Here is a 14767-nt window from a genome sequence, read left to right as displayed (position 1 = left end):
CCGCCCGCCGATCGCGTGACCGGCGGGCGGAGGATCCCGGCGTCGGCTACGGCTTGACCGCCAGCACCGGACAGTCCGCTTCGAGGATGACCCGCTGTGCGACGCTGCCCAGCAGCAGTTTGCCCACCGGCGTGCGCTTGCGGACGCCGACGACGATCAGCCGGGCGCTGCTCTCGCGTGCGGCTCCCAGTACGGCGTCCGCGACGTCGTCGACCAGCTCGTGACGGACGTCGACCTCGATGCCCGTCGCGCGCAGTTCGCCCACGACCGCGTCGATCTCCTCGTCGGCGGCGTAGCGGGGGTCCACCAGCTTCTGCCCCGCCGTGGCGTTGACCAGGATCAGGCGTGCGCCCTGCGCCCGCGCCACCTCCGAGCCGTGCCGCAGAGCGGCCGTGCCGAACTCGTCGGCGCTGTAGGCCACGATCACACTCATCTCTCTCACCTCTCCATGACATCGGCCGGCGCGTCCTGGCGCATCGCGGCCGGCAGGCTCTCGGGACGGCGCCGCAGGGCGTTGGCCGCGATGGCGGCCAGGAGCAGCCCGAGCACGAGGTAGACGGCGACCGCCACCGGCTCGCTCCACAGCGTGGAGACGTCGCCCTGGGAGATGGCCAGGGCCCGGGTGAGCTGCTCCTCCAGGCGCGGGCCGAGGATCACGCCGACCAGCAGCGGCAGCACCGGCAACGCGAAGCGCCGCATCGCCAGACCGAGCACGCCCATGACGAGCAGGAGTGCCAGGTCGAAGGACTGGAAGTTCACGCTGTACGCGCCGAGCGAGGCGAAGAACAGGATGCCCGCGTAGAGGTAGGGCCGGGGGATCTGCAGCAGCTTGGCCCAGACCGGCGCCAGCGGCAGGTTCAGCACGAGGAGCAGGGTGTTGGCCACGAACAGGCTGGCGAGGAGACCCCACACCAGCACGGGCTCGGTGTCGAAGAGCTGGGGGCCCGGCTGGATGCCGTAGCCCTGCAGGGCCAGCAGGATCACACCGGCGGTCGCCGTGGTCGGCAGGCCGATCGCCAACAGGGGCACCAGCGTGCCGGCGGCCGAGGCGTTGTTGGCGGCCTCCGGGCCGGCCACACCCTCGATCGCGCCCTTGCCGAACTCCTCGGGGCGCTTGGTCAGCTTGCGCTCGGTCACGTAGCTGAGGAACGTCGGGACCTCCGCGCCCCCGGCCGGCAACGCGCCGAAGGGGAAGCCGAACGCCGTCCCGCGCAGCCAGGGGCGCCACGAGCGACCCCAGTCCTCACGGCTCATCCAGGGCTTGCCGACGGGGATGATGTCGAGCGGCCTGCGACGCAGGTGAGCTGCCACCCACAGGGCCTCGCCGATCGCGAAGATCGCCACCGCGACGACGACCAGGTCGATGCCGTCGGCCAGCAGGGGCTGGTCGAAGGTCAGTCGGGCCTGGCCGGTAGCCGTACCGACGAGAGCGATGGTCAGGCCGAGGAACAGGGAGATGAGCCCCCGCAGCTTCGAGGCCCCCAACGCCAGCGTGACCGCCGCCAGCGCGAGCACCATGATGGCGAAGTAGGAGGGATCGCCCAGTTGCACGACCAGGTCGGCCACGGTGGGTGCCAGGACGACCAGGAGCACCGTGCCGATGGTGCCGGCGACGAAGGAGCCGATGGCCGCGGTGGCCAGGGCCTGCGCCGCCCGCCCGGACTTGGCCATCTTGTTGCCCTCGAGGGCCGTGATCACCGAGGACGACTCGCCGGGTGTGTTGAGCAGGATCGACGTCGTCGAACCGCCGTACATCCCGCCGTAGTAGATGCCGGCGAACATGATGATCGCGCTCTCGGGTGAGACGTTGTAGGTCACGGGGAGCAGCAGCGCCACCGTCATCGCCGGGCCGATGCCCGGCAGCACGCCGACCGCCGTGCCCAGCAGGACCCCGAGCGCGGCGAAGAAGAGGTTGGTGGGGGTCAGCGCGGTCGCGAACCCGTCCATCAGCAGATCCATCAGAGCACCCCGTCCAAGATGCCGGCCGGGATCGGGATCCCGAGACCGGCGTAGAAGCCGTACCAGGTGCCCAGCGACAGAGCGGCTCCCAACGCCACGTCACGCACCGGTGTCCGCGAACCCAGGGCCCAGGCGCACCCGGCGAAGAGCATCGCGCCGGTGATCGCCCACCCGAGCCAGTCGATCAGCACGATGTTGAGCACCAGGACGCCGCCGAGCTTGGCGACGGTCGCCCAGTCGCTGCCGCCGGTGAGGTCGACGTCCTCACCCTCCTCGGCCTGCGGCACGTCACCGCGCCACGTGGCCACCGCGAGGAGCATTCCCAGGAGGGTCAGCACGGCGCCCACGACGTAGGGCACGGCGTAGGGCTGGACAGGCTGGTCGGCGAAGCCGTCGTGCAGGGTGCTCGCGTCGTAGAGCGTGTAGCCGCCCACGAGCACCAGGAATGCCGCCAGCCCGTACTGCGCCGTGTCGACCACGCGACGCGGTGCGGAATCGATGTTCGGTCGTTCGATGACGGTGGTCATGCCAGCCCCAGTTCCTCGAGAGTGTCGGCGACGCGTTCGTCCTGCTCGCGCAGGAACTCCTCGAACTCCTCGCCGACGGCGAAGTTGTCGCTCCAGCCGTTGCGTTCCAGCGCGTCCTGCCACTCAGGGGTGGCGTGCATCTGGGTGAACAGGTCCATCAGGTAGTCGCGCTGCTTCTCGCTGATGTCGGGCGGAGCGAGGACACCGCGCCAGTTCGTGAAGACCAGGTCGACGCCGGACTCGGTCAGGGTGGGCGCGTCGACGGTGTCGAGACGCTCGGCGCCGGAGATCGCCAGCACCCGCAGGGCGCCGTCGTCCAACTGGCCCTCGAACTCGCCGAGACCGGACATGCCGACGTCGATCTTCGAGCCGAGCAGTGCCGTGGTGAGGGGGCCGCCGCCGTCGTAGGAGACGTAGTTGACCTGGCGCGGGTCGATGCCGATCTCCTGCGCCAGCTGCATCGGGAACAGGTGATCGGGTCCACCGGGGGACGAGCCGCCGCCCACGACGACCGAGCCCGGGTCCTTCGTCCAGGCCTCGACGAGGTCGTCGACGTCCTCGAAGGGAGAGTCGGCCGGGACGAGGATGCCCTCCTGCTCCTCCACCAGCCGTGCGATCGCCGTCATGTCGGACACGCGTGCGGACGACTCGTTGGTGTAGGTGGCTCCGACGACGCCGAGACCCATCGTCATCACGAGGTCGTCGGCACCGGACTCGTTGGCCAGCCGCTGCGTCGCGACGGTGCCGCTCGCGCCGAGGACGTTGTTGACCTCCCAGCGCCCGGTGAGCTCGTCGTCCTCCATCGCGCGGACGGCGGCGCGCCCGGTCAGGTCGTAGCCGCCACCGGGGCTGTTCGGGATCATCATCCGCAGGCGCCGGTTGTCGGGGTCGTCGGCGCCGCGGGTGAGTCCGCAGCCGCCGACGCCGACTAGACACGCCGTCGTGATGAGCGCGATCAACGTCGATCGCCAGGGTCTGCGCACGGCTGCTCCTCTCGCAGTCGGCCGGCTCGCTGCCGGCGCTGTGCGAGCATGACGGCGCCGTGTGGCGTTCGTCACCGTTGCGGTGGCAAAGGAGGTTGTGGTCGTTGTGGTCGCACTGCGCGAACGCCGGACGCTTCGACGCGAGCGGACCCTCGCCGGGCAGTTCCTGGTGCTGCAGCTGGCGGTCGTCGCGCTGCTCCTCCTGATCGTCGGCGTCGTGGGCGTGCGGCAGTCGACGTCCACCTTCACCACCGAACGGGGGAGCCAGATGCGTTCGGTCGCCGAGTACGTGGCGAACCTGCCGCAGGTGCGTGCGGTGCTCTCGGCGCGCGCGGCGGGCGACCCTGCCTTCGGTGCCGCCCAGGCACTCGCCCCGTACGCCGCTCGCGGGGTGAGCCTGTCGAGCGCGACCGAGGTCTCGATCGTCGAACCCGACCGCACCGTGCTGGCGTCCTCGGATCCTGCGGAGGTAGGTCTCCGCTTCGACGTCGGCACCAGCGTGGTGCTGAGCGGCCGCGGATGGAGCGGCGACTCCGAGCGCCGTGGCGAACGCGCGGTCGCCGCCCACGCGCCGGTGCTGGCCGACGACGGCACGTTGGTGGGTTTCGTCGTCTCCGAGGCGGTCTACCCACCGATCTGGACGAGGTTCACGGGTGCGGCCTCCGACCTGGCCCTCTACCTCGGTCTGGGGGCAGGGCTCGGTGTGGCCGGCTCCATCGTGGTCTCACTGGTGGTCCGTCGACGCACGCGTGGCCTCGGTGCGCGGGAGCTGGCATCGCTGGCCGACCACCGCGCGGCCCTCCTGCACAGCATCCGCGAGGGTGTGGTCGGCGTGGGGCTCGACGGGCGGGTGACGGTGATGAACGACGCTGCGCGGCAGACGCTCGGCATGGAGGGCCCGGTGGTGGGCCGGAGCGTCTCCGAGCTCGGGCTGGAGGAGCAGGTCGCCGATGTGCTCGCCGGAGCTGGCGACGTCCAGGACGAGGTGATGCTCGTCGGCGACCGGGTGGTGGTGCTCAACCGTCGTGCCGCCGCTGCTGATGGTCGCGGCATCGGCACCGTGACCACGCTGCGCGACCGCACCGAGCTGGTCGCCCTGGAGAGCCGGCTGGGCGCCAACCTCTCCCTCACCGACACCTTGCGCGCCCAGACCCACGAGTTCGACAACCGGCTGCACACCATCAGTGGGCTGGTGCAGCTCGGGGAGTTCGAGGAGGTGCGCGAGCTGGTCGGCACTCTCACCCGTCATCGCGCCGAGGTCGCCGCCGCTGTCGCGCGTCAGCTGGAGGACCCGGCCGTGGCGGCGATGGTGGTGGCCAAGATGAGTGTGGCCGCCGAGCGCGGCGTCGAGCTGGTGCTCGATCCCGGTTCGCAGCTCCCACCCCTGCCGCGCGAGGTCTCCGCGGACCTGACCACCGTGGTCGGCAACCTCGTCGACAACGCCGTCGATGCGTGTGCCGGGGTCGAGGATGCCTCCGTCGAGGTCTGGATGGTGGTCGACGCCTCGACCGGGGCGAGGGCGGCGCGGCTCCGCGTCCGCGACACCGGGCCCGGCGTCGCGCCGGAGGATCGTGAGGCCATCTTCGTGCGGGGCTTCACGACCAAGGCCGGCCACGACGCGGCCGAGGACGTCGTGGGCGGTCGAGGCATCGGCCTCCCGCTCGTCCGGGTGATCTGTCGGCGTCGCGGCGGCTCGATCGTGGTGGACGACGTGCGGACCGCGACCGGCATCGAGCCGGGCGCGGAGTTCCGCGTCGTGCTCCCGATCGACCCTGGTCTGGGGCAGGGTGAGGACTCGTGATGCGGGTGCTGGTGGTCGACGACGACTTCATGGTGGCGCGGATCCACACCCGGTTCGTCGAGCAGACCGAGGGCTTCGTCGTGGCGGGCACGGCGCACTCGGGTGCAGACGCGATGCGGCTCGTGGCCGAGCTGGAGCCCGACGTGCTGCTGCTCGACGTCCACCTGCCCGACCTCAGCGGCCTCGAGGTGTTGGCCCGGCTGCGGGCGGAGGGTCACGAGGTCGCGGTGGTGATGGTGACCGCGGAGCGCTCGGCCGGCGCCGTTCGGGCGGCCCTGCACGGGGGAGCGCTGCAGTACCTGGCCAAGCCCTTCGAGTACGAGGACCTCGCCGAGCGACTCCGCGCGGTCGCTCTCACGGTGCGGCGGCTCAGCGACGGTGACGAGGACGTCGACTTCGACCAGGCCCGTATCGACGAGGCGTTCGCGACCACGGCGGGGCCTGCTGCCAGACGTGCGGTCCCGCTGCCGAAGGGGCTCAGCGCTGAGACGGCGGGGCTGGTGCTCGGCGTCGTCGGAGCGCGGGCTGAGGTGTCGGCCTCGGAGACGGCCGACGAGGTCGGTCTGTCCCGGGTGACCGCGCGGCGCTACCTGGAGCATTTCGTCCAGACCGGCCAGGCCGAGGTCAGGCTGCAGTACGGGGCCGCCGGGCGTCCAGAGCGGCGGTACCGGTCGGCCCCGGCCGGCTGAGGGCACTACCCTCGGGAACGTGCTGACCATCGACCAGGCGACCGTCGACGCCATCATCGCGCACGCCAAGCGGGACCATCCCGACGAGGCGTGCGGGATCGTCGCGGGCCCCGAGGGCAGCGACCGACCCGAGCGGCTCATCGAGATGGTCAACGCCGCCGGCAGTCCCACGTTCTACGAGTTCGACTCCACCGAGTTGCTCGCGCTCTACAAGCAGATGTGGGCCAACGACGAGGAACCCGTGGTCGTCTACCACTCCCACACCGCCACCGAGGCCTACCCCAGCGTCACCGACATCGGCCTGGCCAGCGAGCCCGGCGCGCACTACGTGTTGGTGAGCACCCGCGACTGGGCGGAGGCCGGGGGAGGGAATAACCAGGCCCCCGTGGAGTTCCGTTCTTACAGGATCATCGACGGCGAGGTGACCGAGGAAGAGGTCGTCGTCGTCCCCCGACTCGCATCAGTCTGACCGACTGTTCGTCCAACCGAGGAGCAACACCTGATGGCCATCGAGGTCCGCATCCCCACCATCCTGCGCACGTACACCGACGGCGCGAAGGCCGTCGACGGAACGGGTGCGACGCTGAGCGCGCTGATCGACGACCTCGAGTCGCGCCACGCGGGCATCAAGGACCGCCTGGTCGAGCCCAAGGGCGAGGCCATCGAGCTGCGCCGCTTCGTCAACGTCTACATCAACGACGAGGACGTCCGCTTCATCGGCGGCCTCGAGGCCTCCCTCGCCGACGGCGACCAGGTCGTCGTCCTGCCGGCGGTGGCCGGCGGCGCGCGCTGAGCGACCGAGCAGTCCGATGACCCGGCGCACCTTCGTCCTCGTCGATGGGGAGAACCTCGACGCGACGCTCGGCTCGTCGGTCCTGGGGCGCCGCCCCAACCCGGAGGAACGGCCGCGTTGGGAGCGGGTGACCGCCTTCATCGAGGAGGAGTGGGACCAGCCCGTCACGGGTCTGTTCTTCCTCAACGCCAGCAACGGCTCGCTTCCCTCGAGCTTCGTGCAGGCGCTGCTCGCGATGGACTACCGACCGGTGCCACTCGCGGGCCGGCCCGACGAGAAGGTCGTCGACATCGGTATTCAGCGCACGCTGGAAGCACTTCCCGACCGTGACGCGGACGTCGTCCTGGCCAGTCACGACGCCGATTTCGCCGAGCAGATCGCGGCGCTGGTCGGCCCGGGCCGGCGTGTCGGCGTCCTCGGCTTCCCCGAGTTCACCGCCACCGCGCTCGCCGGTCCCGGCATCGAGCAGTTCGACCTGGAATACGACGTCCGGGCCTTCAACTCCGAGCTCCCGCGGGTGCGGATCATCGCGCTCGAGGACTTCGACCCGACCTACTTCCTGCGCTGAACGACGGCCGCTGCCAGGCCACGTCGCCCCGCCACCCACAACCAGAGGACCCCATGCGCTACGACTCCCTGCTCGCCTCGGTCGGCAACACGCCGCTCGTGGGGATGCCGCGACTCTCGGCGCAGGTCGCGGGCCCCGGCGCCGACGTGCGGCTGTGGGCCAAGCTCGAGGACCGCAATCCGACCGGCTCGATCAAGGATCGTCCGGCCCTGATGATGGTGGAGGAGGCGGAGAAGAACGGCACCCTCCGCCCGGGTTGCACGATCCTGGAGCCGACGTCGGGCAACACCGGCATCTCGCTGGCCATGGCCGCCAAGCTCAAGGGCTACCGGATCGTCTGCGTGATGCCGGAGAACACCTCGGCCGAGCGTCGGCAGCTGCTGCGGATGTGGGGTGCGGAGATCGTCTCCTCGCCCGCCGCCGGCGGCTCCAACGAGGCCGTGCGGGTGGCGAAGAAGCTCGCGGTCGAGCACCCCGACTGGGTGATGCTCTACCAGTACGGCAACGAGGCGAACGCCCTGGCGCACGAGCGCGGCACGGCGCCGGAGATCCTGGCCGACCTCCCCTCGATCACGCACTTCGTCGGTGGCCTCGGCACCACGGGCACCCTGATGGGCGTCAGCCGGTTCTTCCGTCGGGAGAAGCCCGAGGTGCGCATCGTCGCCGCCGAGCCGCGCTACGGCGAGCTGGTCTACGGCCTGCGCAATCTCGACGAGGGCTTCGTGCCGGAGCTCTATGACGCCGAGCTGATCGACTCCCGTTTCTCGGTCGGTCCGCGCGACGCCGTCCGGCGGGTGCGCGAGCTGCTCGAGCTCGAGGGCATCTTCGCCGGTATCTCGACCGGGGCCATCCTGCATGCAGCGATGGGCCAGGCCGCCAAGGCAGTCAAGGCCGGCGAGCGCGCCGACATCGTCTTCGTCGTCTGCGACGGCGGCTGGAAGTACCTCTCGACCGGTGCCTACGAGGGGACCATCGACGAGGCCGAGGACCGCCTCGAGGGCCAGCTCTGGGCGTGACCGCCCCGGAGAGCAGGAGCAGCGGCGTGAGCGAGTGGCAGCAGTTGGCGCGCCGCAACTCCGGTGACGCCTACGCCCGGCAGTACGCCGATCGGTTCGCGCGGCTGGAGCGCGAAGGCCACGACATCCACGGCGAGGCCCGGTTCGTGCGCGACCTCAGGCGGGCGCCGGCGCGCGTGCTGGATGCCGGGTGCGGCACCGGCCGGATCGCTGCACGCCTGGCCGCCGACGGCTACGACGTCCTCGGGGTCGACGCGGACCCGGCGATGATCGACGTCGCCCGGGAGGATCACCCGGACCTGCCCTGGCAGGTCGCCGACCTCGCCGCGTTGGACCTCGGAGAGACCTTCGACGTCGTCCTGCTGGCAGGCAACGTCGTGCCGTTCCTCCATCGGGCGCTCGACCAGGCCGTCGCCCGGCTGGCGGCGCACGTCGCCCCCGGCGGACTGCTGGCATGGGGTTTCGGCACCGACGCCGCTCACCTGCCGCCGGGTTGTCCCGTGGTCGATCTGGCCGCGCTGAACCTCGCCGTCGCCGCGGCCGGTCTGCACACGGTGGCTCGGCACGCCTCGTGGGACGGCGAGCCCTACGAGGCCGGCTGCGGGTACGTCGTCGCGGTGATGACCGCCGCCGGTGGGTCGGACCGAGTGAGTTTCACCGGCTGACCGGTGAAACCCGCGATCTAGGCGGGCGATACTCACACTGACCGGACGATTCTTCGCCCTTCCAGCGTGAGTTTCACCGGTGAGCCGGTGAAACTGGGGGCGGAGGCCCCGACCGCCGCCTCAGGAGACCGACAGACCGCGGTAGAGGCTGCCGGGGATCGGGGTGAGGCCGAGCAGGTCGAGCGCGAGGTTGGCGACGTCGCCGTTGCGGATGGGCGGTCGGCGGGCTGCGTACCCGGGTTGGGCGGCGCCGGGATCACGACGCGCGGGGTTCAAGGCGTACAGATCGCCGCGCCCGAGGGCGGCGTTGCTGCTCGGCGCCCAGACGGCGAACGGGACGGTGAAGTTCGCACGGTCGCGACGGTCGCTGTGCGAGGTCGCCCCAGCCACGCCGCCGTGGTCGGCTGTCAGCACGACGACCAGGTCGGCCAGTCGTGGGTCGCTGTCGGCGGCGTCGAGCACCGTGCCTATCTGACGGTCGATGGTGCGCACGGCGTCGAGGTAGGCGGACGACCCGAAGCCAGCCCGGTGTCCGGTCGCGTCGGCGTTGCCGAGGTGCACGAAGGTGAAGGCGCGATCGGCCCGCAGCAGGTCGGCCCGGGCCGCTGACATGACGGCTCCGTCTCGCTCCTCTCGGATCGTGACGCGGTCGATCGCGGGCCAGGACCGCTGGAAGAGCGAGAACTTGGTCTTCGCGGCGAACAGCGCGGTGGAGAGCCCTGCGGCCTCCACCCGGCTGAACACCGACCCGACCGGGCGACCGGCTGCGCGCTGCACGGTGGTGCCGGGGCGATCGGTGTTCCAGGTGACGCCGTGCCCGGTCGAGCCGTTGGTCTCGGCCCGCGCGTCGATCCGGCGTCCGGTGACCATGCTGGTGTGGTTCGGCAGCGTGAGGGTGAGCTCCACCTGACTGCGTGCGTTGAGGGTGGCGGCACCCTCGTCGACGATGCGCCACAGGTTCGGTGCGCCGTCGCGACCCAGCCGCCGCAGCGCGACAGGCGTGAGCGCGTCCACCGAGATCGCCAGCACCTGCACGTCGTCATCGGTGCTGACGGCGCCCCCCGAGTCGACGCCGGCGGATGCGCCGGACGATGCCGCCGATGAGTTCTGACCAGTGGCCACGAGCTCGGCCCGGGTGGCGTCGGTCGCGGCGGGGGAGGAGCACCCGGACGCCACCGGGACGAGGGCCGCCATGGCGAGGGCGAGGACGGCGAGACCGCCGTGCCGCGAGCGGGTGGACGGCGCGGTGAGGCGGGCAAGCGTGCTGCGGGTCACGTCCACGACGGTAGCCCGACGCCGTACCCTGCCGTCGTGCCCTCGCCGACCCCGCCGTCGCCTTCCGATGCCGCCGCGGCACTCCGGGGCGCACCCATCGGCATCTTCGACTCCGGGTTCGGCGGACTGACGGTGGCGCGGTCGGTGATCGACCAGCTGCCGCACGAGTCGATCCTCTACGTCGGCGACACGGCCCGGCAGCCCTACGGGCCTAAGCCGATCGGAGAGGTGCGCGAGTACGCCCTGGAGTGCCTCGACCACCTGGTCGCCGACGGAGTGAAGGCGCTCGTCATCGCCTGCAACTCCGCGAGCGCGGCGATGCTGCGTGATGCCCGCGAGCGCTACGACGTCCCGGTCGTCGAGGTGATCTATCCGGCCGCGCGCCGCGCCGTCTCCGCCACCCGCAACGGCCGGGTGGGTGTGATCTGCACCCGGGCGACAGCCGAGTCGATGGCCTACGAGGACGCCTTCGCCGCAGCCCCCCAGCTCACCCTGACCACGCGGGCGTGCCCGCAGTTCGTCGACTTCGTGGAGGCCGGCGTCACCGGCGGCGAGGAGCTGCTCGCCGTCGCCCACGCCTACCTCGACCCGCTGAGCGAGGCCGGCGTCGACACGCTGATCCTCGGGTGCACGCACTACCCGCTGCTCACCGGCGTCATCTCCTACGTGATGGGGGACGACGTCACGTTGGTCAGCAGCGCGGAGGAGTGCGCCAAGGACGTCTACCGGATGCTCGCCGACACCGGCCTGATGCTCGCCGAGGGCGAGCCGAGCTACCGGTTCCTCACGACCGGGTCGCCGGACGACTTCGAGACCATCGGGCGCCGTTTCCTCGGACCGGAGATGGTGGCGGCCAGCCAGTTCGCCGGGGGGCTGGTGTGAGCGTCGCCGACACGGAAGGGTGGTGCGCATGAGCTCGGTCACGCTGGATGGGTCAGCCGACGCGGAGGCCACGGTCCGGGTTCGGATCGTCGGTTGCTCCGGCTCCTACCCCGGGCCGGACTCCCCGGCGTCGTGCTACCTGCTCGAGGCCGAGCACGGCGTGGGCGCCGAGCGACGTACCTGGCGGATCCTGCTCGACCTCGGCAACGGCGCGCTCGGTGAGTTGCACCGCCACCTCGACCCGCGCTCGATCGACGGCGTGCTGATCAGCCACCACCACCCCGACCACTGCCAGGACATGTGCGGCTTCTACGTGCTGCGCAAGTACCACCCCGAGGGAACCGTGCCGATGATCCCGGTGTGGGGTCCCTCCGGCACAGCCGACCGGATGGCGCACGCCTACGGTCTGCCCGACGGGCCCGGCATGCGCGACGTCTTCGACTTCCGCACCTACGACGGCGCCTTCCAGGTCGGGCCCTTCACCGTCGAGCCGATCCCGGTCTACCACCCGGTCGAGGCGTACGGGCTCCGCGTCACGGTCGGCGACGTCGTGATCGGCTACAGCGGGGACACCGCGCCGTGCGAGGGCCTGGATCGCGTCGCGGACCGGGCGACGTTGCTGCTCTGCGAGGCCTCGTTCCGCGACGGCGACGACAACCCGCCGGGCATCCACCTCACCGGCCGCGACGCCGGTGAACTCGCCCGGCGCTCCGCGCTCGGCACGCTGGTGCTCACCCACATCCCGCCGTGGTTCGACCAACAGGCGATGTACGACGAGGCGGCCGCGGTCTTCGACGGCGCCATCGTGCTCGCCGAGCGCGGCGCGGTGTTCTCGCTCTAGTGCCGAGCTAGCCGGTCGGCCGGCGGATCGACCGACGTCGACACGCCCGCGACGGCGCTGCGCGGTCGCGTGGCCCGGGGCGACCCGGCAGAGTGGGGCCCATGATCGTCGTGGAGCACCTCACCCGTCGCTACGGAGGATTCGCCGCCGTCGACGATGTCAGCTTCGTGTGCCAGCCGGGGCGCGTCACCGGCTTCCTCGGCCCCAACGGCGCGGGCAAGACCACCACCATGCGGATCATGGTCGGCCTGACGCCGGCCAGTCACGGCACGGTGACGATCGGCGGACACCGCTACGCCGACATCCCCAACCCGGGCCGGCACGTCGGCGTGCTGCTCGATGCCTCGGCCCAGCACGGTGGCCGCACCGGCAAGGAGATCCTCACCCTCGGGGCGCGGGCGATGGGACTACCCGATGCGCGGGTGGACCAGATGCTCGCGCTGGTCTCCCTGAACTCTGAGGAGGCGAACCGTCGGCTGCGCAACTACTCGCTGGGCATGAAGCAGCGGCTGGGCATCGCCCACGCGCTGCTCGGCGACCCGCAGGTGCTGATCCTCGACGAGCCCGCCAACGGCCTGGACCCGGCCGGCATCCGATGGATGCGCACCCTGCTCAAGGGCTACGCCGACCGCGGCGGCACGGTGCTGCTCTCCAGCCACCTGCTCAACGAGGTCGAGCTGATCGCGGACGAGATGATCCTGATCGGTCGCGGCAAGATCGTCGCCCAGGGCGACAAGGCCTCGCTGCTCGCCGCGCACGGCGGGAACCGGGCGGCCACCACGACGGTCGACTCGCTCGACAACGACGCTCTCGTCGCGGCGCTGACGGCATCGGGCCTGATGATCGCCCCGCCCGCGCACGGGCCGGGACTGACCGTGCAGGCCTCGAGCGCGGACGTCGGACGGGTCGCCGCCGAGCACCAGATCGTGCTGACCCACCTCAGCGGCGTCCAGGGCGGCCTGGAGGACATCTTCCTCGAACTGACGGCCGCCACCCAGCGAGAGGTGCCCGCCGGTGTCGGCGCGCCCGGGTATCCGCCCCCCGGGTATCCGCCGCCGCCCCCGGGGCACGTGCCGCCTCAGGCTCCTCCGCCTGGGGCGTTTCCACCCCCGCCCGCTCCGAACGGAGGCGTCCGCCGATGAGCGCGATCGGTCCTGCTGCCTTCCCGCCACCGCCGCCCGGGTTCCCCGCCGCCCCTGGCGGCCAGCCGGGTGCGGCGATGCCGCCGGGCTATCTCGACGTCTCCCGCACCGCGCAGACGCCGTTCTGGCGGCTGGTCGGGGTGGAGCTGCGCAAGGCCGTGGACACCGTCGCGAGCTTCTGGCTGGTGATGTCGGTGGCGATCCTCGTCGTCATCGTCGACGGCTTCGTCCTGCTCGCCACGCTGATCCAGAGCCTCAGCGTCTCCTTCGACGACTTCAGCGCGGTCGCGGCCGGTGTGACCTCCCTGATCCTCCCGGTGCTCGGCATCATGCTCGTGACGAGCGAGTGGAGTCAGCGCACGGCGATGGTCACCTTCGCGCTCGAGCCGCGTCGCATCCGGGTGGTGTGGGCCAAGCTCGTCGTCGGGCTGCTGCTCACCGTGATCGCCGTGCTGTTCGCGCTCGTCGTGGGGTTGGGCTGCACGCTGATCTGCGAGATCTTCAACGGTGAGAACACCAGCTGGAACCTGCAGCTCGACGCGATGCTCGGGTTCCTGCTCTCCCAGATGCTCGCGATGCTGGGCGGCTTCGCCCTGGCGACCCTGCTGTTGAACACCCCGGCCGCGATCGTGCTCTTCTTCGTCTACCGCTACATGGTGCCGTTGGTGCTGTTCGTCGTCGCCGGCCTGTGGCGCGCCTTCGAGGACATCTCGCCGTACCTGAATTTCGTCGAGGCGCAGGGTCCGCTCGCCGAGTTGAGCATGAACGGAGAGGAGTTCGCCCAGCTGCTGGTCAGCGGTGCGATCTGGCTCGTGTTGCCGCTGGTGCTCGGCATCGCCCGCATCCTGCGCGCGGAGGTGAAGTAGATACGGTCGCCTCATGACGACACCTCGCGAGGACGGCCGATCCGACGACGAACTGCGGCCCGTGCGGATCACCCGCAACTGGCTCGACCACGCCGCCGGCTCGGTGCTCGTGGAGTTCGGCCGCACGCGGGTGCTGTGCGTCGCCTCGGCCTCGGAGGGCGTGCCGCGCTGGCGCAAGGGTTCGGGCCTCGGCTGGGTGACGGCGGAGTACGCGATGCTCCCCGGCTCCACCCACACCCGCTCTGACCGCGAGTCGGTCAAGGGCAGGATCGGCGGCCGCACCCACGAGATCAGCCGCCTGATCGGCCGCTCGCTGCGCGCCGTCATCGACTACAAGGCGATGGGTGAGAACACCATCCAGCTCGACTGCGACGTCCTGCAGGCCGACGGCGGCACGCGGACCGCGGCCATCACCGGCGCCTACGTGGCCCTGGCCGACGCCTGCGCCAGCCTGAACGTCACTCGGGCGCTGACCGGTTCGGTCGCCGCTGTCAGCGTCGGCATCATCGACGGCGTGCCGCGTCTGGACCTGCCCTACGTCGAGGACGTGCGCGCCGAGACCGACATGAACGTCGTGATGACCGGAGCCGGCTCGTTCGTGGAGGTCCAGGGCACCGCCGAGGGCGCTGCGTTCTCGCGCGCCGAACTCGACGCCCTGCTGGGCCTGGCCGAGAAGGGCTGCGCCGACCTCACCCGCCTCCAGCAGGAGGCGCTCGCCGGCTGAGCGTCTCCGGCGGTCGAGGAGGTCGCTCTGCGACCG

The 14767-nt window shown here is 71.3% G+C and carries 17 protein-coding genes; 12 read left to right on the top strand and 5 right to left on the bottom strand.

Annotated elements, in window-relative coordinates:
- Positions 1–46: 46 nt before the first annotated feature.
- Genes KSO97_RS11825 through KSO97_RS11810 form a run of 4 tightly spaced genes read right to left on the bottom strand, consistent with a single transcriptional unit; the run spans position 47 to position 3469 of the window.
- A complete protein-coding gene (locus tag KSO97_RS11825) occupies positions 47–433 on the bottom strand; it encodes a universal stress protein (protein WP_232679100.1) in 387 nt (128 codons plus the stop codon).
- Positions 434–438: 5 nt separating this feature from the next.
- Positions 439–1959 (bottom strand): tripartite tricarboxylate transporter permease, encoded by a 1521-nt coding sequence (locus KSO97_RS11820; protein ID WP_232679098.1) that lies wholly within the window; start codon positions 1957–1959, stop codon positions 439–441.
- Positions 1959–2486, bottom strand: a complete 528-nt coding sequence (locus tag KSO97_RS11815; RefSeq protein ID WP_232679097.1) for a tripartite tricarboxylate transporter TctB family protein — start codon at positions 2484–2486, stop codon at positions 1959–1961. Before KSO97_RS11815 ends, KSO97_RS11820 begins: the two co-directional genes overlap by 1 nt.
- Positions 2483–3469 (bottom strand): tripartite tricarboxylate transporter substrate binding protein, encoded by a 987-nt coding sequence (locus tag KSO97_RS11810; protein ID WP_232679095.1) that lies wholly within the window; start codon positions 3467–3469, stop codon positions 2483–2485. The genes KSO97_RS11815 and KSO97_RS11810 overlap by 4 nt, the downstream gene beginning before the upstream one ends.
- 106 nt (positions 3470–3575) lie before the next feature.
- On the opposite strand from KSO97_RS11810, the gene KSO97_RS11805 reads away from it, so the two are divergent.
- From KSO97_RS11805 to KSO97_RS11775, 7 genes are read left to right on the top strand one after another with little or no spacing between them, the layout of a single operon-like run.
- Positions 3576–5270 (top strand): ATP-binding protein, encoded by a 1695-nt coding sequence (locus KSO97_RS11805; protein WP_232679093.1) that lies wholly within the window; start codon positions 3576–3578, stop codon positions 5268–5270.
- Positions 5270–5959 carry a response regulator gene (locus tag KSO97_RS11800; protein ID WP_232679110.1) on the top strand — a complete coding sequence of 230 codons (690 nt, stop codon included), beginning with the start codon at positions 5270–5272 and terminating at the stop codon, positions 5957–5959. The genes KSO97_RS11805 and KSO97_RS11800 overlap by 1 nt, the downstream gene beginning before the upstream one ends.
- A 19-nt stretch (positions 5960–5978) precedes the next feature.
- Complete coding sequence (locus tag KSO97_RS11795; protein WP_232679091.1) at positions 5979–6428, top strand: Mov34/MPN/PAD-1 family protein; 450 nt, start codon at positions 5979–5981, stop codon at positions 6426–6428.
- A 33-nt stretch (positions 6429–6461) separates the two neighbouring features.
- A complete protein-coding gene (locus KSO97_RS11790; protein WP_232679089.1) occupies positions 6462–6752 on the top strand; it encodes a MoaD/ThiS family protein in 291 nt (96 codons plus the stop codon).
- A 16-nt stretch (positions 6753–6768) separates the two neighbouring features.
- Positions 6769–7320, top strand: coding sequence for an NYN domain-containing protein (locus KSO97_RS11785; RefSeq protein WP_232679087.1), 552 nt, complete (start codon positions 6769–6771; stop codon positions 7318–7320).
- A 53-nt stretch (positions 7321–7373) separates the two neighbouring features.
- On the top strand, positions 7374–8336 hold the full coding sequence (locus KSO97_RS11780) for a PLP-dependent cysteine synthase family protein (protein WP_232679085.1): 963 nt from the start codon (positions 7374–7376) through the stop codon (positions 8334–8336).
- Positions 8337–8362: 26 nt separating this feature from the next.
- A complete protein-coding gene (locus KSO97_RS11775) occupies positions 8363–9001 on the top strand; it encodes a trans-aconitate 2-methyltransferase (RefSeq protein ID WP_232679084.1) in 639 nt (212 codons plus the stop codon).
- Positions 9002–9121: 120 nt separating this feature from the next.
- On the opposite strand, the gene KSO97_RS11770 is transcribed toward KSO97_RS11775, so the two are convergent.
- Positions 9122–10276 (bottom strand): alkaline phosphatase family protein, encoded by a 1155-nt coding sequence (locus KSO97_RS11770; RefSeq protein ID WP_232679082.1) that lies wholly within the window; start codon positions 10274–10276, stop codon positions 9122–9124.
- A gap of 36 nt (positions 10277–10312) precedes the next feature.
- Between KSO97_RS11770 and murI the strand changes: the two genes are divergently transcribed.
- The 5 genes from murI (at position 10313) to rph (ending at position 14731) form a co-directional block, all read left to right on the top strand.
- Positions 10313–11158, top strand: coding sequence for a glutamate racemase (gene murI, locus KSO97_RS11765; protein WP_232679080.1), 846 nt, complete (start codon positions 10313–10315; stop codon positions 11156–11158).
- Positions 11159–11186: 28 nt separating this feature from the next.
- The gene (locus KSO97_RS11760) at positions 11187–11999 is read left to right on the top strand and encodes an MBL fold metallo-hydrolase (RefSeq protein ID WP_232679078.1); all 813 of its coding nucleotides are present in this window, start codon (positions 11187–11189) and stop codon (positions 11997–11999) included.
- 101 nt (positions 12000–12100) lie between these two features.
- Positions 12101–13141: an ABC transporter ATP-binding protein gene (locus KSO97_RS11755; protein WP_232679076.1), complete on the top strand. Its 1041-nt coding sequence runs from the start codon at positions 12101–12103 to the stop codon at positions 13139–13141.
- On the top strand, positions 13138–14007 hold the full coding sequence (locus tag KSO97_RS11750) for an ABC transporter permease (RefSeq protein ID WP_232679075.1): 870 nt from the start codon (positions 13138–13140) through the stop codon (positions 14005–14007). The genes KSO97_RS11755 and KSO97_RS11750 overlap by 4 nt, the downstream gene beginning before the upstream one ends.
- A 13-nt stretch (positions 14008–14020) precedes the next feature.
- Positions 14021–14731, top strand: a complete 711-nt coding sequence (gene rph, locus KSO97_RS11745) for a ribonuclease PH (protein ID WP_232679073.1) — start codon at positions 14021–14023, stop codon at positions 14729–14731.
- Positions 14732–14767 lie beyond the last annotated feature (36 nt).

Origin of the sequence: Nocardioides sp. R-C-SC26 (assembly GCF_021246465.1) — a bacterium.
GTDB lineage: Bacteria > Actinomycetota > Actinomycetes > Propionibacteriales > Nocardioidaceae > Nocardioides.
Note: the sequence above shows the minus strand (reverse complement) of the source record. Positions and strands in the feature narration are given on the sequence as shown.